This is a genomic window from Atribacteraceae bacterium (assembly GCA_035477455.1).
In the GTDB taxonomy this organism is placed as follows: domain Bacteria; phylum Atribacterota; class Atribacteria; order Atribacterales; family Atribacteraceae; genus DATIKP01.
Map to the genome: position 1 here is coordinate 1 of DATIKP010000112.1, position 20,506 is coordinate 20,506.

Here is a 20,506-nt window from a genome sequence, read left to right on the forward strand (position 1 = left end):
ATTCGCCGACCAATTCCACATTTGCCGCCCGCAGTCCGCGTGCGGTTTGCAGGACCTCGAAGGAAACTCCCTGCCCCTCCAGTGGCTGTTTGTCTTGACGTTTTAGGTCGGTGACGTGGAAGAAGTAGTCCCCGCCATCCTGGCCTCGAACGAACCCATAGCTTTTATCTACGAACCAGGTTCTGATGCGCCCCTGCATGATCGCCCGTGCGCCCGGAACCGCAGTTTCCCGCTTGGCCGCCCGGGTTTTGTTTTCACTGTGCTCATAGTGGGTGTTCATTTTTTTCGCCTCCCTTCAATTAAATCCGCCAGCTGTAATGTCTCCTGCCGCTCAATTTCCCGCGCGGCAACGAACCGTGACTTGTCTAAACTCCCCTCAATCGCTTCCCGGATCTTCTCCTGCAGCACCGGCAGCGGCAAGGCATCCAGCTCAACGGCTATATCCCCGTGTTTGGCAACGTGAGCCTTGCTGCGGCTGTCTGTGGTTTTCGTGAAGTCCGGCGGCAGGTTATGGTCCCGAACGTCCTGCATGGTCAGCGCCACTTTTTCTATTGTTGGACAAGTCCCGAAAAAGTCCAGGCTGTCCCCTATGGCTCGGAAAATGTCCTCGCCGCTGGGATCGAAGTCGCCGAAGTACAGGATCACTCCGTCCCGGCCTTGTTCTTTGTGTCCATTAAACCGCTCTGCCGCGTCATGGTATGCGCTCCAGGAATTATAACCGCGTCCTACCGCCAGCGTAACGCCGTATTCCCCGGTAATGTCTGAGAATATGCCGGACAGCGCATCCTTCTCCAGCCAGACTTCAACATATTGTGGTTGACTTTCCCAAATGTCTTTTCTGTACGCATGACGTACCGTGTTCATAAAGTCCGACAAGTCGCACCACATGTTCACCGTCCTCGGCAGCCGGCCTCTGTCCTCAATCCAGTCCCAAGGAATTAGCTCGTCTTGTCTGGCTTTAACGAGTGCACCGGATAGCCGCTGATATTCAGCGCGGTTATTATCTATGACATGCTTAGCCACCAATTGATAATAAACCTGTCGCAAGGTCATCGGGTTATGTTCCCGCAGCACTTCTGCAGCCGCTTCAATTAACTTTATTGTCTTGTCGCGCACTGTGCATCGCCTCCTCACGCGGCTTTCTTTTTTTCTGATCTTCACCACCCGCCCACCGCTTACACCGCCGACACCAAGCCGCGCTGCCCGGCAGGGCGTGGGTAATTACCTTCCCGCAGCGCCTGCATACCACCGGGATCAAGGACGCTCTTATGACGGACTTGTTTTCTTTCGCCATTTCCCTTCCGCCCCTTTTTGTGTCTTTGCGCCGCCAAACCTTAGATCACTATGTATGTAGTCGGCCTCGTTTTCCCATAATAGTGAAATGACCTCATCCGCGTCCCGCGGCCACCACTCACCACCGCAGGAAAAGCATTTCCAGAATTTGTATTTGCTGTGCAACGCCATTACCGTGTCGCAAAAAGGACAGGCCGGCGGCCTCTTCTCGATCGTCATTTCAGGTTCCCCCTTTTGAGACTGTAGCGCCGGTGAAGACTTTTTTCACCTCATGGATCCACCTCAAACCCTCTACACTGACCTTGGGACTGGTGGTTAGTGTCGTCAACTCGTCCAGTGTGTAGCGAACAGCGTCACGGTACCGATCCGGCACCAGAACACCCTCGTCCCGCACCAGGATAACTGTTTCACCAAGCACCCCGGACGCCATGGCGCACCAGCCATGACTGGCCAACTGCCGTTCGCCGTCCTCAACACTGAGGTACTTCACGGCTTCGGCCTTGTTGGCCTTCAACTCGGCCACCAGTGGTTTAATTGTGGCGGCATCCGGCTTGGCCGTTCCTCGGTGTTCGTATTTTATGTTGGTACCATCCAGCCAAAGACGGAAGCCGAGACGCTGCAGTTCCAGAACAGTTTGCATTTAAATCTCACCCTTCCAAAGGCAAAGGTCGTCGGCCTCGTCAGGTTTTGATACTTTTTCTTTATCGTCCGAAGTGTCGTCCGAAGGAGAAGTTTGCGCCTCATCGGTAACATGGGTAACGAGGGTAACAAGCGTAAGGGTACTCCCTGCGGTTTCCCCTTCCTCCTCGTTTTCCTCGTCCAAAACATAGCGCTTCTTTAACTTGCCAAACTTCGCTTTGTCGTAAACAATGCGGCGCTGCGCCATTCCTTCTATCTTGACAAGTTTTGTTTTTAGCCCCAAGGCTTTCAGTATCTGTCCAACGGCCTGCGGTTTCATTTCTACCTGTTCTGCAATATTGCCACAGGTAACATTCATGACGTTGTCTCCCGTTATGGTTGTTACCGTCGTTACCTTGTTACCAGAGAGTTTAAGCAGCGCCTCCACCACTTGGCCGGTTTTCGTTGCTGATCGCTGCTCAATAAGTTCGCGCTGATGGCCCTGGATGAACTGCTGGTAACTTGATAGTACATCTTCTTCCCGGGCAAACAGGGAAAGGAAAGAAACGCTGACCTGCTTAAGCCGAGGCTCGATGTTCCCCAAATTAAGTCTTGCCCCGGCTTCAGGGTCTACCTTTTGATAGTTTTGAAGCCTAAACAGTAGTAACTTGTTGCGCAGCTCGCACTGATCAGCGAAGAACCTCCGGCCCAGCACCGCTTCGATATCGTCCCGGTTCGTCTCAACCATTATTTCCGTCAAGCACCTCGCTTCCAACGCTGCATCCTGGAATCGCCGCCTCGTGGCGAATACCTTCGGTCCGTATACCGGCAGAATTTGAATCTTGTCAGGATTGTCCTTTGTTGCCCGGATAACCGGCCTACCCTTTTCGAAGCCACAATTCAAGATCGTGATGACCTCATTATATTCATCCGAATTCCTCATGTCCGCCTCATCCAGCACCAACGTCCCGCCCCATTTTCGAAGCATCCGGTATATCGGCGCTGGCGTAACGCAGCCGCTGGCGGTTATGGACTTGTAGCAAAGCCCGCCTATCACGTCCAGGAACCGCGACTTCCCACAACCGGTATCTCCCAGCGCCCGCAAATAAGGCAGAGTATGAAACCGGTCATACAGCCAGGACAGTAGGACATAGTATGCCGCAAACTTCAAATATGACGGCGAAACGTCCAAATACCGGTATACATGCGCCTCAATTTCGGCCAGCAGGCTTAAGGTGTCTCCGTACTCCGCAACGCCAGACGGCAACCTCACCGCGCCAAGGGTTACGTCCTCGCTGTTAATTGGCTCAACAATTTCGTCAGATAGCGCTAAAAGCGGAACCGTTTCCGCCTCTCCGGTTCGTGAGCTATAGGCTAAAAATGCGCTTTTGCCGTCGTTGTGTATCTGCTCATAAAGAATGTCCCCCGCCGTGAGGAAACTCGTCTGCCGGGTTTCCGGCTCGTCCTGTTTTTGTTTCGCGTTTCTCTGCCGCCCGCGATCCTTGGCCGTCTCCTCCAACTCTCCAATATTGGCCCCTCGCAACCCCGCAATTTCCTCCGCCGCCAGTACTGCCCCGCCTCTCAACCGCTCCAGTTCATCCGCGAACGGTTTCCCAGATAAATGTAATTCCGAAAGGTCCTTGATCCCGTCTGGCGCGTAAATAACGCGCAAGTTTTTTGCGGTTTTGGCCACGCGCTCCACCAGGTCGAATGCGCCCGGCTCACACCAAAGGTATGGTTGTAAGCCGTCTACCGCCGCCTCCCAGCCAGTTTTCCATATCGTCTTGCCAGGGATCCCCAATGCGGGAACGTCATGGAACCACGCGCTCCAACAGTCTGATTCCCCCTCCACCAGCAGTACATAACCGGCGGATCGCGCGTGGTCAATTCGTTGCAGGCCATACAGGGTGGTTTTGTCCCCCTTGCGCCATCGAAAGCGTGCTCCGCCATTCAGCGCCAGCCGGTAACGAACCGCCAATTCTTCACCGGCGGGTGTAAGGTAAGGGACTCTGACGGCCTGACCGCCCTGTAGTTTGACAGTTTGCAGCCCAAGGTCGCGTAGAAATTCCACCGGCAACTTTTTTGCAGCTGCCAGATCTTCAAGCGTCAAACCCATCATTTTTGACACCCCCTCGCGTCTTTTGACACTGGGGGTGTCAAACGGGTGTCAAAACTTGAAAGTCTGGAACCCTTTATTCCACTGGGGTTTCCGGTCATCGGCCGGCGGTTTGTCACTGTGTCACCGGTATTGGCGGAAGGGAAAGACAGGCCTGCACGTGCCGCTATCCATCTTGTCGCGGTCATCAGGTCAACATTACAAATCAGCATCGTCAGATCGATTGCGCTCCCGCGCCACCCGCAACCAAAGCAAAACGCGCCATCCCGGTAGATTTTGCAGGAAGGTTCCGTGTCAGCGTGTCCCGGATTCGGGCAGCGCACCATGCCGGATGCGTTGATATCCAAACCAAGTTCCCGCCCCAGGGTCTGGCAGTCCGTTGATCGTTTAATTTCCCGAAATGCGCTAAAATTAGTTGACAAATTTAATGCCCCCCTCACCCCGGCCGGCAGAGCCGGGTTTTTTTTTGCGATCACGAGCCAGAATAATTCCCCCGATCGTGAGCCGCCGTCTCCAACCACCGATGAAAGGCCGCGCGCGGAACGACGATCCGTTTTTCCGATATGCGAATTGACGGAAAACCATGCTGCCGGGCCAATTCATACGCCCGAATCAGGTTCACGTCCAATAGCGCCGCAACTTCGGGTATGTTGTAGACTGCCGCTTCCATTTTTGCTTTCCGCAAGTCTGTCATTTTCTCTCCTCCTTTTTCTTGAGTTTGCCAATTCATTCTGGTATAATTGTATCGTATCAACATTCGCTACAGGGAAAGAGGATACATGATGGCAAAACGAGGTCCACACACGCCCGAAGAAGCAAAGCTGGCCATTGAAGCCGTCCTTGGCCGGCCAGTCGTGCCGGTAATTTGGGAAAGACTTTGTAGAGAAAAATACGTTGACGAATTTATCCAAGGGTTTCTATCTTTAAAAGGGTTTAGGGTCGCATATCAGAAAAACGAAGCCATCTACCAGGCTGGCCAGCAGGCCGCTGGCGGGAAGTTTTCGTTTCCAGAAAGGAAGGAAGAGGCAAGTGACACAAAAGATATCACGTTTTCAGAAGTACTCGCCGCCGGAAGAAGTAGACTCCCTTACGTCAAAGCTTTTCGCCGGGAAGTTTTGGGCGGTGTGCTGCTTACCCCCGATCAGGCCCTGTCCTGGCTGTTTTCGCAGGCTGATAAAAGAGAGATCGCCCCAGGATCTTACCCGGTCGTCACGCACAACCTTAAAGGGCTTGTAGGCGCCATAACTGATCCAGCATTTGACAACTTCTATGAAGATAGCAGGGAAAGTGCTTCTGTCCCCTTCATCCAAGAAGGTGTTTCCGGTAACGCCCTTCTGTTTTTCTCTAATGGCACGGACAAACTAAAAAGGCTTGCAGACGTTGCAAATTTTTTAACTAATGAGGGTTTCTGGAAGCTTCCGCAAGCGGTTGACTTTGTTCTTACCGGGCGCACGCCCCTGATCCCCGCGGTGCGGTATGGGTGGCCACAGACACAACTTAAAGGGCTACCGCTGCCGGTCAGTTTAACCGTTGATGTTCGTATGTCGCCGCAAGCCCTCGCCAAGGAATACAGCAAAATAAGGAAACGTCTGCTTGGCAACCGCCACATCAAGCCGCTAACTCCGAAGGCCAGCGCCCTTGCCATCTTTACCGCGAAAAAGGAAGGTTTGTCCTGGCAGGGATCCATGCAAAAATGGAACGAACAATACCCACAATGGACATATACGCATTATCGAAACTTTTGCCGTGACGGGTTGATGGCGAAAAGAAGGGTTTTAGATGAGGATAGAACACAACCGGCGCAAAAAAAGAACGGCCCGTAGGCCGCCTTCCAGGTACAAAAAATACACACTATTTACACACTACACAACAAAAAAACATTAAACCAGGCTAAAAATACAGCAGTATTATGTCAACCAGAAGGCCAAAAAGTGCCGTAATATAAGGGTTTTCTGAACCAGACTAAACAGGGTTAAACGGCAATCTCGCGCTGTTTGACCAAGAGGCTCCGATTTTTGGGATAGACTTCCACCTGGTTCTTCCCGAAAAGAAGAGTGATCCTTTTACCGCAGGCGGAAATCCTATCGACGACAGCGGTCTTGATCAAGGTACGAATTTCCGAGCTCGCGAAAATCGCCGTTTCATTGAGTTCCGCCGCGGTGGTGTACCGCTTTATATGCCATCCCTGCCGGACAAGGACCACTAAGGCCGTGGGAAGCAAGACACTCAAAATAATCATGGCGAACAGCATCTCAATCATGGTTGCGCCCCGCTTGCAGGACCAGAGTTTCGAAAGTAAGGAGTTCTTGCCCGTCCCCGGAGTACGCCGTAACCTTAATATGGTGGAAATCAGGCCCCTGTCTTTTGACCTTCGATACCAGAACCAGTGACCCATCCGGTTGGGGATGGGTAAACACGCCTTCTGCAAGATCTCCCGCCTCCTTGATTTCGTCTAAAAGCACGCTGGCCGACAGAATCGCCTGCGTCCGGAGTTCCGATTGTCGGAAAACCCGCTCGGACGCTCCCAGCCAGTGCCAGCAAAGCAAGGTCATCATCGAAAGGATCATCCCGCCTGCGATGACCCCGATAAAGGTCATCCCGGTATCCCGGTCAGGGCGGCGAAACACTGATTCTCACCCTCCCCGTGACCGGCACGATGATCACATAAAGCAATTTACCGCCGGTCCGTAACGTCACAGTCCCGCCGCTAGTGGGGGTCCCAGTGGGATGGAAAAAGAGTCGGTTGGCCGGAAAGTTGGTGTGATAGAGGTCGACCGTCGCAGGAAGAGGATGAGCAGATGATGGAGCAGTGCCTATTCTGTAAATGATCCGGTTGTGGAAGGTATCAAACGTCACCCGGACCGGCTCTCCCCGGCGTAAGGCCTCCGCTTTGGCCGATCTGACCTGGGAAGCCACCTGCCGGGCGGCCACCCGGTTGAGCAGGGACACCTGCAGGCTGCGTAAGGACGGTATGCTGATGAGTCCCAATAAGCCCATAACCGCCACAACGACAAGCAGCTCAAGTAAAGTCATGCCGGATTCCTGGAAATATCCGGGAACGGCAGTTTTTTCCGAGAATGTGGCGCGTGTCCTGATATATCGATAGGTCATAGCGTATCTATATACCGGCAGCCGCTAGGTTGATGCGCGCAGCTCCGCTATTGCGAAACGCGGCCTCGCCGCGCACCAGTCAGTCCCCGGCCGGCCACTCACCACCACAGGTTCAGATACCAGCGTATAATACTCTCGCCGAAAAACAAAGCCACCACCGCTCCCAGGGCGAGAAAAGGGCCGAAGGGAACGGCATCTTTCAGCGTCTTTTTCCGGAGAGCGATCAGGAGAATACCCACCACCGCTCCGCTCAGAAACGAAAGAAGAATGGCCAGGACCGTCCAGGAAAGCCCCAGGAACAATCCGATGGCTCCGGCCAGCTTCACGTCGCCGAATCCCATCCCCCGGGGGAAAAAGAGGTGAAGAATGAACAGGAAAGTGAATCCAGCCACCGCGCCATAAAGATGGGTCAGGGAAAAGCCCGGGAAAATCAGGCGAAACAAACCCAACGCTCCCACCACCCCCACCGTCCAGTCGGGGATGCGGAAGTATTTGAGGTCGTAGAGGGAAATATAGATAAGGGTCAGGGCGAAAAAGACTGAAAAAATCACAGGTAACATGGCGACTCAAGGTTCCCCGGAAAAAAAGATTTGGTATAGGTAAACTATGTGGCTTCCGGTATTCTATGTTCTATTTATAAGTCTCGAAAGCCACATAGTTCAGCCAAAGTTTGTCGATTAATAAATGATCAGGGATGAAGTTATGGGGTCAGGGCGTTGGGCCCCAAGTAAGTTCTGCTCCTTCTCCTACACCAGGTAACTCCGCTTCAACCACCAAGCCCCCATCCTGAACATACCAATTTGGTAGAGCCCCCCCCGCTTGATAAGCAGGATCCCAAATAAAATACGAGGTTCCATCGACAAGGGCGTATAGATAATTTTCTCCACCAGGAGTTCTTGGTGCAATAGGGATATAAGGTATTAATACAGGTGTTGGGGGTGTTATCCCAGTGCCTGTATTAATGGCAACGGCACTTGGTGGAGTCGTTTCATTGTTTTCGGTCATCCAGACCTCAATTGCATTCGCGATATTTCTGGCATTGGCCTGGCTCGCACGCATGGCTGCGTTTGCCCGGACCGCGGTATACCGCGGTATCGCGATTGCCAATAGGAATCCTAAAATCGCCACCACAATAATCATTTCGATCAGGGTGAAGCCTTCTTCACCTTTCCGTTGTTGCCACTTGCGGATTATAAACCACATATCGGCCACCTCCTGAATTAATATGGTTTCTCAGTATAAACTATCGGCAGAAGTACGGAAAGCTTTAGCTCCGAAATTCCTCAATTGACGTTTTGCTCAAACAGATAAAGCTTTGCTATAGCGCCTCCTATTCTATCCCTCCCGCGGCCATTTCGAAGATGGGCAGGAAAAAGGCCAGAGCGAGTAAAAATACTCCGACTCCGATGATCACGGTAAGAACCGGTTCGATGATCGTGGAGAGGCGGCCGACAAAAATACCGATTTCCTTGTCGTAGAGTTCGGTGATTTTGCCCATGACCATTTCCAGGTTTCCTGATTCTTCGCCGACGTTGATCATCTGGGAGACGATCGAGGGGAAAAACGGGTATTCATTGATGCTCTGGGAGAGGTTGCGGCCCTGGCGGATCTTTTCGGCAACTTCCAGGCAGATGTCCCGCAGGTAATAGTCGCCGACCGCTGAGGATACCACCTCGAGGGACTGAACCATAGGCATGCCGCTTTTGAGTAAGCCGTTCATGATCCAGCAGAAACGGGAAATCACCAGTTTTTGAAACAACTCTCCGAAGAGGGGAAGGCGGTTTCGCCGCCGATCCCACCATCCCCTGCCCTTTTCCGTATTGACGTACCAGTAGAAGGTTCCCGCTGAACCGAACAAACCGCCGTAGATCGCGTACCAGTGACGGTTGACGAACTGCATACCGCTGAGCAAAAGAACGGTGGGCAAAGGAAGGTCGATATTGAATCCTTCAAAAAGGACCACGAACTGGGGAAAGACGAAATAGACCATGAAAAGGGAGGCCGCGATCATAGCCACGACCAGGATAACCGGATAATAGGTGGCCGACTGGACCTTATCCCGGAGGTCTTTTTCCCATTCCAGGTAGTCGGCCAGCCGAGTGAGCGCCCAGTCAATATTTCCTCCCGCCTCCCCCGACTGGACCATGCCCAGAAACACCCGGTTGAAGATTTTTGGATATTCGGCAAGGGCCAGGGACAAGGACAATCCGTTTTCGATCCGGCGGGCTATGCTTTTGATGGTTTGGGAAAAGCCCGCATGCCCTGTCTGGCGGGCTATGCCCTCCAGAGCCGTGATCAGAGGTACGCCGGCTTCCAGCATGGTGCTGACGCTCCGGGCGAACATGGCCAGGTCCTGCAGGCTCACTTTTTTGGAATGGGAGAGGAAACTTATCTCCCGTTTTAGCACGGAGGGTTTTTCCTCGGCGATCGCGGTAATGAAAAATCCCCGTTCCCGTAAAGAGACGGCCGCTTCCCTCTCGTTTAGCGCATCGATAGTTCCCTCACTGATCCGTCCGGCGGTGTCCCGGACCCGGTAGGTGAAGGTGCTCATCAGACCCGGCTCCTCCAGCGGCTGAATTCCTTGGGATAGATAGAGCGGCTGAAAGCCTCTTCCCAATTCACCATCCCTTTTTTGTAGAGATCAAACAGAGCCCAGTCCATGGTCAGCATCCCTTCGGCCAGGGAGGACTGCATGACGCTGTAGAGTTGATGGCTTTTCCCTTCCCGGATCAGATTGCACACCGCATTGTTAGCCAGCAAGATTTCAATGGCCGGGATCCTTCCCCGGGTATCGCTCCTGGGGATGAGCTGTTGGCTGACGATACCCTGGAGGCAAGCGGAAAGCTGTATGCGGATCTGTTGCTGGTGGTGGGGCGGGAAAATATCGATGATCCGGTCTACGGTCTGCGGGGCGTTGTTGGTGTGGAGCGTGGCTAAAACCAGGTGACCGGTTTCCGCGGCGGTCAGGGCGATGGCGACGGTTTCCAGGTTACGCATCTCCCCGACCAGGATGACATCGGGATCCTGGCGCAGGACATGGACCAGAGCGCTTTCGAAGGAATGGGTATCTTCTCCCACTTCCCGCTGGTTGATGATGGACTGTTTATGGGAGTGCACATATTCGATGGGGTCTTCAATGGTGACAATATGGCAGGAACGGTTGCTGTTGATGTAGTCGATCATCGAGGCCAATGACGTGGACTTCCCGCTTCCGGTGGGCCCGGTGGCCAGGATCAGTCCCCGAGGAAGCAAGGCGAGTTTCTGGAGGATCTCGGTCGGTAAATGGAGTTCCTCCATAGTAGGAATGTTGTAGCTCAGAGCCCGTATCGCCAGACCGATCGATCCCCGCTGGTAGTAGATATTCACCCGGAACCGTCCCACCTGGGGAATTCCCAGGGAAAGATCCAGTTCATGCGTTTCCTGGAACTTTCCCCACTGCTCTTCGCTAACGATGGAACGGGCGATGGCTTTCGTGTCTTCCTGGCTCAAATTCGGCACTTTGGACGGAATGAGTTTCCCGTCGATCCGCATGGTGGGGGGCAGTCCGACAGTCAGATGGAGATCCGAAGCCCTTTTCTCCTGGAGCTCGGTCAAAAACATTTTAATATTAATCACCGGTGAACATCTCCTCCTGCCTGTCAGAGGCTAGAACTGGAATTGTCGGGAACCACTTCATACCCGGGAAAGATGAAATAGGTTGCCAACTTAACTGCGGTTTCACTGATTCTGCCCGGGATATCGCTTCCACATGTATTCTTGATTCTACTGCAATAAATAATTTTGCTGCAAAATCATTCTTCTAATCTTCTGCCTTTCTACCGGCTTTTACAAGTGAGTAGTGACCCGGTAAACTTCTTCGAGGGTGGTGGCACCGGCCAAAACCTTTTTCAGGGCACTCTCCCGGAGAGTGGCCATGCCATTCTTCCGGGCCTCCTCGGTAAGGGCTTTCTCAGTGGCCAGGGCGAGCACCAGTTTCCGGAGAGAATCAGTCATGGAGAAAACTTCGCAAATAGAGGTCCTTCCCCGGTAACCGGTCGTGCTGCAGCGGCTGCATCCCTTTCCCCGATAGATGGTCACGATGTCTTGCGTTCCCCCGCTCAACTCCCTGGCGACCGACCCCATAGCTGGCGTCTCGATCTTGCAGTGTTCGCAAATTCTTCGAACCAGTCGCTGAGCGACCACTCCGACGAGGGATGATGATATGAGATAGGGGGGAACTCCCATCTCCTGAAGTCTGACTATCGCTCCGGCAGCGGTATTGGTATGCAAAGTCGAGTAAACCAGGTGCCCGGTCAGAGCGGCATGGATGGCGATTTCGGCTGTTTCCTGGTCCCGGATCTCTCCGATCATGATCACGTCCGGGTCCTGGCGCATGATCGAACGCAGGGTGTTGGCGAAGGACAACCCGATTTTAGGTTTAACCTGGACCTGGTTGATCCCTTCCAGCCGGTACTCCACTGGATCTTCGATGGTTAAGATGTTCAGAATCGGCTTGTTTATGAAATTGAGGGCGGAATACAGGGTGGTCGTCTTCCCACTTCCGGTGGGCCCGGTCAAGAGAACCATCCCATAGGGATGTTGGATCATGCGGTAAAAAACCTCCAGGTCCTGGTCTTCGAATCCCAGCCGGTCGAGATCCAGGAGCAGGCTGGATTTGTCGAGAATCCGCATAACGATCTTTTCCCCAAAAATGGTGGGGAGGGAAGAAACCCGGAAATCGATGCTCCGGTTGTCGACCGTCACTTGAAAGCGGCCGTCCTGGGGCAGACGCCGTTCGGCGATATTCATTCGGGAGAGGATTTTGATCCGGGAGGCCAGGGCCGGATGGATCCGTACCGAAGTAGTGGTTGAGTCCTGCAGGATTCCATCGATCCGGTAACGGATCTTGACTTTCGTCTCCTGGGGTTCGATATGGATGTCGCTCGCTCCGCTACGGACCGCCTGAAGGATGACCATGTTCACCACCCGGACGATCGGTGCTTCTTCGCTGATGGCTTTAAGCTTATCGACTTTAATTTCTTCGCCTTCATCCAGAAGAAAGAGGGAAACCTCATCTTCGGCTTCCCTTAAAACTTCGTTGACCGATTCCCCCGCTCCATAATAGGCGTTGATGATCCGGTTGATATCTTCCCGCGTGGCGACATAAGGGCGCACTTCCATCTTGGTCATCAGGCGGGTCCGGTCGATGGCGACGATATCCACCGGGTTAGCCATGGCCAGAATGATCGACCCTCCCTCTTCCGCCACCGGAACAACGGTGTGTTCTCGACAGAACTTCTCCGAGAGCTTGACCACAACCTTGGGGTCAATGACGTAATTGTCCAGGTCGATGAAGGGCGTTCCGTCCTGGTCGGCCAAGGCCTGGGAAAGGTCTTTTTCGGTGATCAGACCCTTTTTTCTAAGGATATCGCCCAGCCGGAGATGGGAGCGGCCCTGTTCCTCGATTGCCTCCCGGATTTGTTCAGGGGTAACTTTTCCCTTGGCCAGGAGTACTTCGCCCAGCCGATTGGAATTGAGAATATTTCTTTTCATCACGAACGGTTTCCTTTTGATCCGTCTTAGGAGTACCGTATAGGCATATTTTTTCTTATCGATACAATACTTGATTTCAGACAGCATGGCAAGAGGGAGGGGTTCAGAGGTCACCCCCTTGGGTCGGCCCGGCACCTTACAGCAGGGCTCTTTCCATGAGTTCGACCGGAGCCCGCCAACCGGTAAACAGAGTAAAGCTCGCCGCGCCCTGTCCGATGAGCATCGTTTTTCCATCGCAGGCCAAGAAGCCACGCTTGCGGGCTTCCCGGACCAGAGGGGTATCGTCCCGGCGGTAGACCGTGTCGATGATCGAGTGACACTGTGACAGAGCATCCCAGGGAATTGGCGGAAGTTCGTCCGCAAGGCCCAGGGATGTTGCGTTAATCAAAACCCTGGTTTTGTCCAGAAAAGCGCTCTTCCCCTCCACAAACGATTCCCAGGATTCGATCGTAATCTCACGGTTCAGGGAGGCCCGCACCCAATCGCGCAAAGATTCGGCGCGATCACGGTTCCGATTGAAGACGGTGACGGGGCCGCCACTCAGATGGATCAACGCGTACAGGACGGCCCGGGCGGCACCACCGGCGCCCAACAGGCATACCGGTTCCCCAGGTGTGTAGTTGGTTTTTTGGAGGGTGACTTTAAGTCCTTCCACATCCGTATTATAACCAACGAGCTTCCCCTCCCGGATCACGACGGTATTGACCGCCTGTAATACGGTTGTGGTTATATCCAGGTGGTCGAGGTACGGGATTACCTTTTCCTTGTGCGGAACGGTAACGTTGAATCCGGCGGCGCCCAGCGCCCGTAATCCAGCGACCGATGCCGCAAGATGTTCAGAAGGTACGTCGAAGGCCATATAGACAAAAGGAAGGGCCATCTCCTCGAGAGCGGCGTTCTGAAAAGCCGGGGAAAGCGAATGGACGATGGGGTGGCCGATCAGGGCCAAAAGACGGGTCTGGCCAGAGATCACGACCGCTGTCCCCTTTTACGAAATCTTTTTAATACCAATCGCTCCAGGTTCCGGATCAAGCGGACATGTACATTCTCTTTCTTGTTTACGGGAAAGACCAGTATGGTGAAGATGCCCATACGGTTCCCTCCCCACACATCAGTAAATATCTGATCACCGATCACCGCGACCTGGACAGGGTCAAGGGCCATGGCTTGAATCGCTTTGCGGAAATTAACCCGGCGGGGCTTGAGAGCCAGGGGAATACAGGGAATGCCTAAAACCTGAGAAAAATGTTTCACCCGGCCGGTCAGGGAGTTGGAAACGATATAAAACAAAAAGCTCTGGTCCTTGGCTTTCTTCAGCCACAGGTCGGTTTCGGGAGGGAGATTGTAACCGTTCCAGGCCACGATGGTGTTATCCAGGTCCAGGATCAGACCCCGTATGCCGGAATTCCAAAGTAAGTCCAGGGGAATTTCGCTGATTTCCTGGACAAAGAGGCTGGGGAAGAAACGTTCCCAGAATCTGCTCATGGGCGGGCTGCCTCCCGATTTGCGAGATGTTCCTCATAGGTCCGGGAAAAGTAGTGCCGGCCGTCGTTGTTCAGGACGAAGAACAGATAGTCAGAAGGAACGGGGTGGAGAACGGCCTGCAGTGAGGCCAAGCCCGGGTTGGCGATGGGTTCCGGTGGGAGTCCGGTTACCCGGTAAGTGTTAAAGGGCGATTCTATGTTCAGGTCAGCCAGCGTTAAGGTGTCCCGGTTGATTCCCCGCTCCCGTTTCAGGGCAAACACCACCGTCGCACAGGATTGAAGCCGCATGTTCCGGTCCAGCCGGTTGAGAAAGACTGAAGCGACTAATGGCCTTTCCTGGCTCCATTTGGTTTCCTTCTCGACGATCGAAGCCAGAATGACCGTTTCGGAAAGAGAGAGTGAAGCGTTCCCCGTCCGGTATTCCTCCAAAAAAAGGGACTCAAACCGGTCGAGTTGGGTATTGATGACTGTTTCCGCTCCGCTGTAAGGTACAAAGTAGTAAGTATCCGGAAAGAGAAATCCTTCCAGGGTCCGGACACCAGCGAGCCAAGGACGGGAAAAACGAGCCGGATCGGCAACCAGGGCGAGATACTCGCCCTGGTTGGCAATCTCGTGTTGTTCAAGTAGGTCGGCCATTTGTTGGGAGGTCAATCCTTCCGGAAAAGTGATCCGTTGCATTCCGGTTTTTCCATGGGTTAAGGCATCTACCAGGGTTTTGACCGATTCGTTTCCCCGAAAAAAATACCGCCCGGCTTGAAGCGTCCTCTGTCCGCTGAGGGCAAGGTAGAGAAGGAATAGCTCAGGGGTTGGCAAAATCCCCCGTGCCCGCAAAAGACGGGCGATGTCCCGGTTTGAGGTACCGGGCACAATCACCACTTCCCGCCGGTCGGTAACCCCGTCCGGTTCGTGATAGAACGCGAGCCAGCCCGCCATGCACAGGAGCCAGGCGAAAGATAAGGCCAAAACGTGCTTCGGTTTCATGCCCCGGCTCGGTCAAGGTAAGTCTGGAGGAGGATGCTGGCGGCCATCTGGTCAATGACCTTTTTTCGTTTATCACGCCTCAGGTCCAGTTCGAGTAGCCTTCTTTCCGCTTCCTTGGTCGTTAGTCGTTCGTCAAACACGATAATCTCTCCCGAAAACAGATTCTGCAATTTTTTTTGGAAACGCAAGACATTGTGTGCTTCTTGTTTGGCCAAATAGCTGAGTCGGAGCGGGAGGCCCAAGAGGATTCGCTCCACCTGGTTGTCCCGAGCAATATCAAGTATGGCCCGAATGGTAGTTTCTTCGCTCCGGTGCTCGATAACCGAGAAAGGAAAGGCAAGGGCCGTCCCTCGGTTGAGGGCCACCCCGATCCGTTTGGTCCCCAGATCCAAGGCCATCATCCGGGTAGTGATCACGAAAGGCGTACTCCTATTTCCTGTAACAGGGTGTCCCATTGCCGGGCGGGCAATCCTCCGTATTGAGCGAGGTGTGGTTTTCCTCCCCCTTTTCCGCCGGTGATCTTCAAAGCATCGCGCAGAAGCGTGCTGACATTGACCACCTCGGAAGAGCCCAGGTCAGCGACCAAACCGGATACCTGCTCCGCCGATCGTGCACCCAGCACGACGACGGCAGGAGAGGTCTTTTTCCGAAGGGCGTCGAGGACCTGTTTCATGGTTTCCTGATCGATATCCTCGTCGAAAAGGTGACTAATCATCGTCGGCTTCTTTGCGGAATCGGTCGGAAGATGGTCCAGGACCGCACGGATGGCTAGAGCGACTTTCGTTTCCAGCAAATCCTTTTTTAGACGTCGGTTTTCTTCCTGCAGGGTGGAAAAGAGGGCCGAAAATTGGTCAGGGTCGACCTGGGACAACTGCCTGAGTGCTTTGTTGATCCGGAACCCTTTTTCCAGCACGGCGAAGGCAGGGGATCCGGCCATCGCTTCGATCCGGCGCAGTCCGGATCCGATGCTGAATTCAGAGGTTATTGTGAACAAGCCGGCTTGAGAGGTTCTGTCAAGATGAGTACCGCCACACAGTTCCGCGGAGCAGCCTTCCACCCGAACAATACGAACAATTTCTTCGTATTTTTCGTCGAACAGGGCAAGCACGTCCGTATTCCGAACCGCTTTCAGGGTCGAATACGACACCCGGATCGGTAGATCGGAAAAGATCGCTTCGTTGACCATTTTTTCCACCCGCTCGAGTTCATCGGCTTCCATCGGTGTAAGGTGGGTGAAGTCGAAACGCAGTCCCGTTTCTCCAACCCAGGACCCGGCTTGCTTGACTGTTTCCCCCAGAGTGGCCCGTAAGGCACGATGAAGGAGATGAGTCGCAGTATGATGAATTTCCAACAGGCGCCTTCTGCGGGAATCGATGCAGGCAAGTACGCGCATTCCGGGAGCGATGCTCCCCTCTTCTACCTCGCCGAGGTGGAGGATGAGGCCCTTTGGCCCGGGGAGCACTTGATCGATCCTGACTCGCCCTCCCCCCTCGCAGCACAGGATTCCCCGGTCCGATTCCTGACCGCCCTGTTCTGGATAAAAAGGCGTTTTTTCCAGTACACAGATAATCCTTTCACCCTTCCCGGCCCACTCCTGTCTTTCGGTCTGTCGGGCTATCGCCCGACAGACCGTTGCAAGGGCGTGGCAGTGGTATCCGGTAAATTCAGAAGAAAGCCCGACAAATAGTTCTTCCAGGTTTTTTTGGTCTTTCAGATCGCGGATTTTTTCCTCTTGTGCTTTCCTGGATTGTTTTTTCTGCGATTCCATTTCCTGCCGATATTCGTCATCAGCAAAGGACATTCCCGCCTCCTGTAAGATTTCTCTGCTGACCTCCACCGGAAAACCGTAGGTATCGTGGAGTCGGAACACTTCGGCGCCGGAAATCGACAATTCCCCCTTTTGCTTGGCATCGCTTATGGCCTTATCAAGAATGTTGAGACCGGAACGCAGCGTTTCGGCAAACCGGTTCTCTTCCTGGAACGTCAACTGGGAAATCAATTCACTGTGTTCCAGTAGCTCTGGGTAATTCTCTCCCAGGGAGGAGGCCACGCAAGAGACGAGTTCAAAAAGAAAGGGACGATCAATCGAGAGTTTTTTTCCGGATCGGTAGGCCCGGCGGATCAGGCGCCGGAGGATATAACCTCTTCCCTCGTTCGCCGGGAAGATCCCATCGGCGATTAAAAAGGCAATGCTCCGGATGTGATCGGCGATAATCCGGAAATGGGGGCGAAACGGATCATCCCGGTAGTGGATCCCGCTAACTTTTTCCAACTCAGCGATCACCGGAAAAAAGAGGTCCGTCTCGAAACTGCTCGCTGTTGCCTGAACCACCGAAGCGATACGTTCGAGCCCCATTCCGGTATCGATATTTTTATTGGGAAGTTCTTCGAGGGCGCCATCACCCTTCCGGTCAAACTGCATGAAAACCAGATTCCAGATTTCCAGATACCGGTCACATTCACAACCCGGCCGACATTCCGCGCTACCGCACCCCCGCTCTGATCCATTATCGAAATAAATCTCCGAGCAGTATCCACAGGGACCGACCGGGCCGGAGGACCAAAAATTGTCCTCATCGCCCAGAAAAATGATCCGGGATTCCGGAACTCTCACGACAGTCTTCCAGATATCGTACGCTTCGCGATCCTGATGATGGACAGAAGTCCATAGCCGGTCGGCCGGTAGCTCGATATCCTCGGTTAAAAACTCCCAGGCCCAGCGACAGGCTTCCTCTTTAAAGTAATCACCAAAGGAAAAATTCCCGAGCATCTCGAAAAAGGTATGATGCCGGGCGGTAAAGCCGACTTTTTCGATATCGTTTACCCGCAGACATTTCTGGGCAGTGCAGGCCCGTCGGACCACCGGTTTGACTTTTCCCAGGAAAATCGGTTTAAACTGAACCATTCCGGCGATGGTCAGAAAAATCGTCGGATCGTCGGGGATCAACGAAGTACTGGGAATCAGGCGGTGATCCTTTTTTTGAAAAAACTCAAGGAAACGGCTTCGCAGTTGGCTGCTGGTCATATATTACCCTCAGGAACGACCACGCCCTTCACCATCCGGCTATTCCCCGGTACGTCGGGAGGTGGTCGAAAGCTTCACTTACTTAATCGGTAAACCCGGCAGCCCCCCTATCAAGGGCACGGGCACAAAAAGGGTCACCGTCCAATTTGTTCGAAGTCGCTCTTCTCTATTTATTGAAGTTATTCAGGATATTGCTCAGTTTTTCACCAATAACGTCACCCAGGGTAATTCTTCCATTCTGGGTCGGCGTTTCTTTCCGAGTTTTTTCTCCATCGATCACTTCGGCTTGTTTGATGCTCAAGCCGATTTTGCGATCCTCATCGTCGAGCTTGATAATGGCCACCTTGATAGTCTGTCCTTCTTCGAGAACCTCGGCTGGTGAGTTGATCCGGCGGTCGGCTATTTCAGAAATATGCACCAATCCGTCCCAGCCTTCTTCGAGTTCTACAAAAGCACCGAAATCGACCAGTCGGACGACCTTCCCCTCGTGAACAGTTCCGACCGGATATTTTGCTTTAACCGAAGACCATGGATCCGGTAACAAGGATTTGCGACTGACCACGATCCGCTGCTCCTCCGGGTTGAATTCGATTATTTTCAGGGGAAGTTCCTGGCTTTTTCTGAGAATCTGGCCGGGATGTTTGACCGATTCCCAGTCGAGTTCGGACAGAGGGAGCAGGGCCTCCACTTCCGGGGCAAGCTCTACGAAAGCGCCAAAATTCATCAAGCGCTGAATCGTTCCCTGGACCACATCACCAACTCTCCATTGGTGACGTACGCTGACCCAAGGATTTTCCCGGACTTGCTTAAGACTGATCGTCACCTGGCGGTTTTCCGGGTCCACGTCGATGATCTTTCCTTCAACAACCTGGTTGCGACGGAGCACTTCACTGACTTTGCTCACTCTTTTCCAGGAGAGCTCTTCCAAAGGAATCCGCCCCTCAACACCTTCTTCGAGCTCCACCATCGCTCCCTTGGGGTTGATGCGGGTCACTTTCACCCGGACGATCGAATTGATGGAAAAATTATCTTTCTGGTTATCCCAGGGGTCGGGAATCACTTGCTTCAAACCGAGCGAGAGTCGTTGCTTCCCTTTGTCGATTTCCAGAACCCGGGCCTGGACGATATCTCCGATTTTTACCGCCTCCCGGGGGTGCTTCACGTATCCCCAGGAAATATCGGAAATATGGATCAACCCTTCCACGCCTTCTTCGATTTCCAGGAAAATACCGAAATCTTTCACGGAAACCACTTTCCCGCTGACGATGTCTCCCACCTGCATTTTTTCGCCGATGGCCTCCCAAGGGTCGGGCGTAAGTCTTTTCAGGCTCAGGGAAATTTCCTGTTTTTCCGAGTTCCAGCCAATAATCTTTACTTCAATTTGGTCACCCTTGGTCAATACATCATCCATTTTGACTGTCCGGCCCCAGGAGATCTCCGAGATATGCAGGAGACCGTCAATGCCTCCCAAGTCGACAAAGGCCCCGAAGTTCGTGACATTTTTAACGGTTCCCCTTTTGATCTGGTCGATTTCCAGGGATTCGATGGTTTTACTGCGCAGTTTATGTAGTTCTTCTTCCAGGATAATCTTGCGAGAAACTACAACGTTCTTTGTTTTCCGGTCCGCTTCGATGACGCGTACCGGGATCGTCTGTCCCACAAAGTCATCGACGTTTTGCGGGGTAAGATCAAGGCAGGAGGCTGGAAGAAACGCGTTGATACCGACATCGACGGTAAGTCCGCCTTTGACCTTTTTCTTGACCTTGGCCATGAGTGTTTTGTTGTTACTCATGCTCTCTTCAATGTCGATCCACGCTCCCCGATAGCGGGCTCTTTCTCGCGATAGCCACATATATCCCTGGTCGTCCTGTCGGCTTACCGTGACCCAGACTTCGTCTCCCTCTTTAAGGTCGTTTTCTATTTCGCCCTCGCGTCCCAGGGCTTTTTCTTTCAGGGGCAAGATTCCTTCCGCTTTGTAATTGATATTGACGAAATACCCTTCGTCTCCCTTGTTGATGACCTTGCCCTTGGTGAGGTCACCGGGTCTGAGCGATCTCATACTCTCCAGGTTTTCGTGCAGCAGATCCATATTGTTATTTTCTTCCACACCAAGCACTCCTTCCTCCACAATCTCCATTATCACAAAGAGCGACCCCGCCTGTGCGGTGTGTCAGTTGCTTTGATCCTGGTCCTCAAATATGATGGGTACCCACCCTGGTAAACCATAGTTTACCAGGAGCCAGGTTCCCTGGACAGGAGTGTTGGGTCAAAGCTTCCTTTTGACATCACCGGCAAGGCAGGGTCACAATACCCATCATGATATACTGCTACTATAGCATATTCTGT

At 53.2% G+C, this 20,506-nt stretch carries 20 protein-coding genes; 1 reads left to right on the forward strand and 19 read right to left on the reverse strand.

Features of this window, described 5'->3' with window-relative positions; all coding sequences use genetic code 11:
* From VLH40_06860 to VLH40_06880, 5 genes are all read right to left on the reverse strand, one after another.
* On the reverse strand, positions 1-280 hold a 280-nt coding region (locus VLH40_06860), incomplete at its 3' end, for a cold shock domain-containing protein (protein HSV31724.1).
* Positions 277-1,116 carry a hypothetical protein gene (locus VLH40_06865; GenBank protein ID HSV31725.1) on the reverse strand — a complete coding sequence of 280 codons (840 nt, stop codon included), beginning with the start codon at positions 1,114-1,116 and terminating at the stop codon, positions 277-279. The genes VLH40_06865 and VLH40_06860, both read right to left, overlap by 4 nt.
* Before the next feature lie 397 nt (positions 1,117-1,513).
* Positions 1,514-1,933 carry a hypothetical protein gene (locus VLH40_06870; GenBank protein HSV31726.1) on the reverse strand — a complete coding sequence of 140 codons (420 nt, stop codon included), beginning with the start codon at positions 1,931-1,933 and terminating at the stop codon, positions 1,514-1,516.
* Positions 1,934-4,030: a hypothetical protein gene (locus VLH40_06875; GenBank protein HSV31727.1), complete on the reverse strand. Its 2,097-nt coding sequence runs from the start codon at positions 4,028-4,030 to the stop codon at positions 1,934-1,936.
* A 469-nt stretch (positions 4,031-4,499) separates the two neighbouring features.
* A complete protein-coding gene (locus VLH40_06880) occupies positions 4,500-4,721 on the reverse strand; it encodes a helix-turn-helix domain-containing protein (GenBank protein HSV31728.1) in 222 nt (73 codons plus the stop codon).
* Between the two features lie 85 nt (positions 4,722-4,806).
* Here VLH40_06880 and VLH40_06885 point away from each other — a divergent pair, with 85 nt between their 5' ends.
* Positions 4,807-5,850, forward strand: a complete 1,044-nt coding sequence (locus VLH40_06885; protein HSV31729.1) for a hypothetical protein — start codon at positions 4,807-4,809, stop codon at positions 5,848-5,850.
* A gap of 149 nt (positions 5,851-5,999) precedes the next feature.
* Here the strand turns inward: VLH40_06885 and VLH40_06890 are convergent, their stop codons facing one another.
* The 14 genes from VLH40_06890 to VLH40_06955 form a co-directional block, all read right to left on the reverse strand.
* On the reverse strand, positions 6,000-6,287 hold the full coding sequence (locus tag VLH40_06890) for a hypothetical protein (protein ID HSV31730.1): 288 nt from the start codon (positions 6,285-6,287) through the stop codon (positions 6,000-6,002).
* Positions 6,280-6,654 (reverse strand): hypothetical protein, encoded by a 375-nt coding sequence (locus VLH40_06895; protein ID HSV31731.1) that lies wholly within the window; start codon positions 6,652-6,654, stop codon positions 6,280-6,282. The genes VLH40_06890 and VLH40_06895 overlap by 8 nt, the downstream gene beginning before the upstream one ends.
* Positions 6,638-7,060, reverse strand: a complete 423-nt coding sequence (locus VLH40_06900; protein ID HSV31732.1) for a GspH/FimT family protein — start codon at positions 7,058-7,060, stop codon at positions 6,638-6,640. The genes VLH40_06895 and VLH40_06900 overlap by 17 nt, the downstream gene beginning before the upstream one ends.
* Before the next feature lie 176 nt (positions 7,061-7,236).
* On the reverse strand, positions 7,237-7,698 hold the full coding sequence (locus VLH40_06905) for an A24 family peptidase (GenBank protein ID HSV31733.1): 462 nt from the start codon (positions 7,696-7,698) through the stop codon (positions 7,237-7,239).
* Between the two features lie 148 nt (positions 7,699-7,846).
* On the reverse strand, positions 7,847-8,341 hold the full coding sequence (locus VLH40_06910; GenBank protein ID HSV31734.1) for a type II secretion system protein: 495 nt from the start codon (positions 8,339-8,341) through the stop codon (positions 7,847-7,849).
* 127 nt (positions 8,342-8,468) lie between these two features.
* Positions 8,469-9,689, reverse strand: a complete 1,221-nt coding sequence (locus tag VLH40_06915; protein ID HSV31735.1) for a type II secretion system F family protein — start codon at positions 9,687-9,689, stop codon at positions 8,469-8,471.
* Positions 9,689-10,753 (reverse strand): type IV pilus twitching motility protein PilT, encoded by a 1,065-nt coding sequence (locus VLH40_06920; GenBank protein HSV31736.1) that lies wholly within the window; start codon positions 10,751-10,753, stop codon positions 9,689-9,691. Before VLH40_06920 ends, VLH40_06915 begins: the two co-directional genes overlap by 1 nt.
* A gap of 210 nt (positions 10,754-10,963) precedes the next feature.
* Positions 10,964-12,670 carry an ATPase, T2SS/T4P/T4SS family gene (locus tag VLH40_06925; GenBank protein ID HSV31737.1) on the reverse strand — a complete coding sequence of 569 codons (1,707 nt, stop codon included), beginning with the start codon at positions 12,668-12,670 and terminating at the stop codon, positions 10,964-10,966.
* 136 nt (positions 12,671-12,806) lie between these two features.
* Positions 12,807-13,643: a shikimate dehydrogenase gene (aroE, locus tag VLH40_06930; GenBank protein HSV31738.1), complete on the reverse strand. Its 837-nt coding sequence runs from the start codon at positions 13,641-13,643 to the stop codon at positions 12,807-12,809.
* Positions 13,640-14,155, reverse strand: a complete 516-nt coding sequence (locus VLH40_06935; GenBank protein HSV31739.1) for a YqeG family HAD IIIA-type phosphatase — start codon at positions 14,153-14,155, stop codon at positions 13,640-13,642. Before VLH40_06935 ends, aroE begins: the two co-directional genes overlap by 4 nt.
* The gene (mltG, locus tag VLH40_06940) at positions 14,152-15,135 is read right to left on the reverse strand and encodes an endolytic transglycosylase MltG (GenBank protein ID HSV31740.1); all 984 of its coding nucleotides are present in this window, start codon (positions 15,133-15,135) and stop codon (positions 14,152-14,154) included. Before mltG ends, VLH40_06935 begins: the two co-directional genes overlap by 4 nt.
* Positions 15,132-15,551 carry a Holliday junction resolvase RuvX gene (ruvX, locus tag VLH40_06945; GenBank protein ID HSV31741.1) on the reverse strand — a complete coding sequence of 140 codons (420 nt, stop codon included), beginning with the start codon at positions 15,549-15,551 and terminating at the stop codon, positions 15,132-15,134. Before ruvX ends, mltG begins: the two co-directional genes overlap by 4 nt.
* Positions 15,548-18,160, reverse strand: a complete 2,613-nt coding sequence (gene alaS / locus VLH40_06950) for an alanine--tRNA ligase (GenBank protein HSV31742.1) — start codon at positions 18,158-18,160, stop codon at positions 15,548-15,550. Before alaS ends, ruvX begins: the two co-directional genes overlap by 4 nt.
* Before the next feature lie 166 nt (positions 18,161-18,326).
* Positions 18,327-20,297 carry a S1 RNA-binding domain-containing protein gene (locus tag VLH40_06955; GenBank protein ID HSV31743.1) on the reverse strand — a complete coding sequence of 657 codons (1,971 nt, stop codon included), beginning with the start codon at positions 20,295-20,297 and terminating at the stop codon, positions 18,327-18,329.
* Between the last annotated feature and the right edge of the window lie 209 nt (positions 20,298-20,506).

Excerpts from the sequence above, each read along its gene's own strand:
- VLH40_06885 (HSV31729.1), top strand. The coding sequence starts at position 4,807 with ATGATGGCAAAACGAGGTCCACACACGCCCGAAGAAGCAAAGCTGGCC.
- VLH40_06900 (HSV31732.1), bottom strand. The coding sequence starts at position 7,060 with ATGACTTTACTTGAGCTGCTTGTCGTTGTGGCGGTTATGGGCTTATTG.
- VLH40_06955 (HSV31743.1), bottom strand. The coding sequence starts at position 20,297 with ATGGAGATTGTGGAGGAAGGAGTGCTTGGTGTGGAAGAAAATAACAAT.
- VLH40_06935 (HSV31739.1), bottom strand. The coding sequence starts at position 14,155 with ATGAGCAGATTCTGGGAACGTTTCTTCCCCAGCCTCTTTGTCCAGGAA.
- mltG (HSV31740.1), bottom strand. The coding sequence starts at position 15,135 with ATGAAACCGAAGCACGTTTTGGCCTTATCTTTCGCCTGGCTCCTGTGC.
- VLH40_06925 (HSV31737.1), bottom strand. The coding sequence starts at position 12,670 with ATGAAAAGAAATATTCTCAATTCCAATCGGCTGGGCGAAGTACTCCTG.
- alaS (HSV31742.1), bottom strand. The coding sequence starts at position 18,160 with ATGACCAGCAGCCAACTGCGAAGCCGTTTCCTTGAGTTTTTTCAAAAA.
- VLH40_06890 (HSV31730.1), bottom strand. The coding sequence starts at position 6,287 with ATGATTGAGATGCTGTTCGCCATGATTATTTTGAGTGTCTTGCTTCCC.
- VLH40_06870 (HSV31726.1), bottom strand. The coding sequence starts at position 1,933 with ATGCAAACTGTTCTGGAACTGCAGCGTCTCGGCTTCCGTCTTTGGCTG.
- VLH40_06880 (HSV31728.1), bottom strand. The coding sequence starts at position 4,721 with ATGACAGACTTGCGGAAAGCAAAAATGGAAGCGGCAGTCTACAACATA.
- VLH40_06875 (HSV31727.1), bottom strand. The coding sequence starts at position 4,030 with ATGATGGGTTTGACGCTTGAAGATCTGGCAGCTGCAAAAAAGTTGCCG.
- VLH40_06915 (HSV31735.1), bottom strand. The coding sequence starts at position 9,689 with ATGAGCACCTTCACCTACCGGGTCCGGGACACCGCCGGACGGATCAGT.
- VLH40_06910 (HSV31734.1), bottom strand. The coding sequence starts at position 8,341 with ATGTGGTTTATAATCCGCAAGTGGCAACAACGGAAAGGTGAAGAAGGC.
- VLH40_06905 (HSV31733.1), bottom strand. The coding sequence starts at position 7,698 with ATGTTACCTGTGATTTTTTCAGTCTTTTTCGCCCTGACCCTTATCTAT.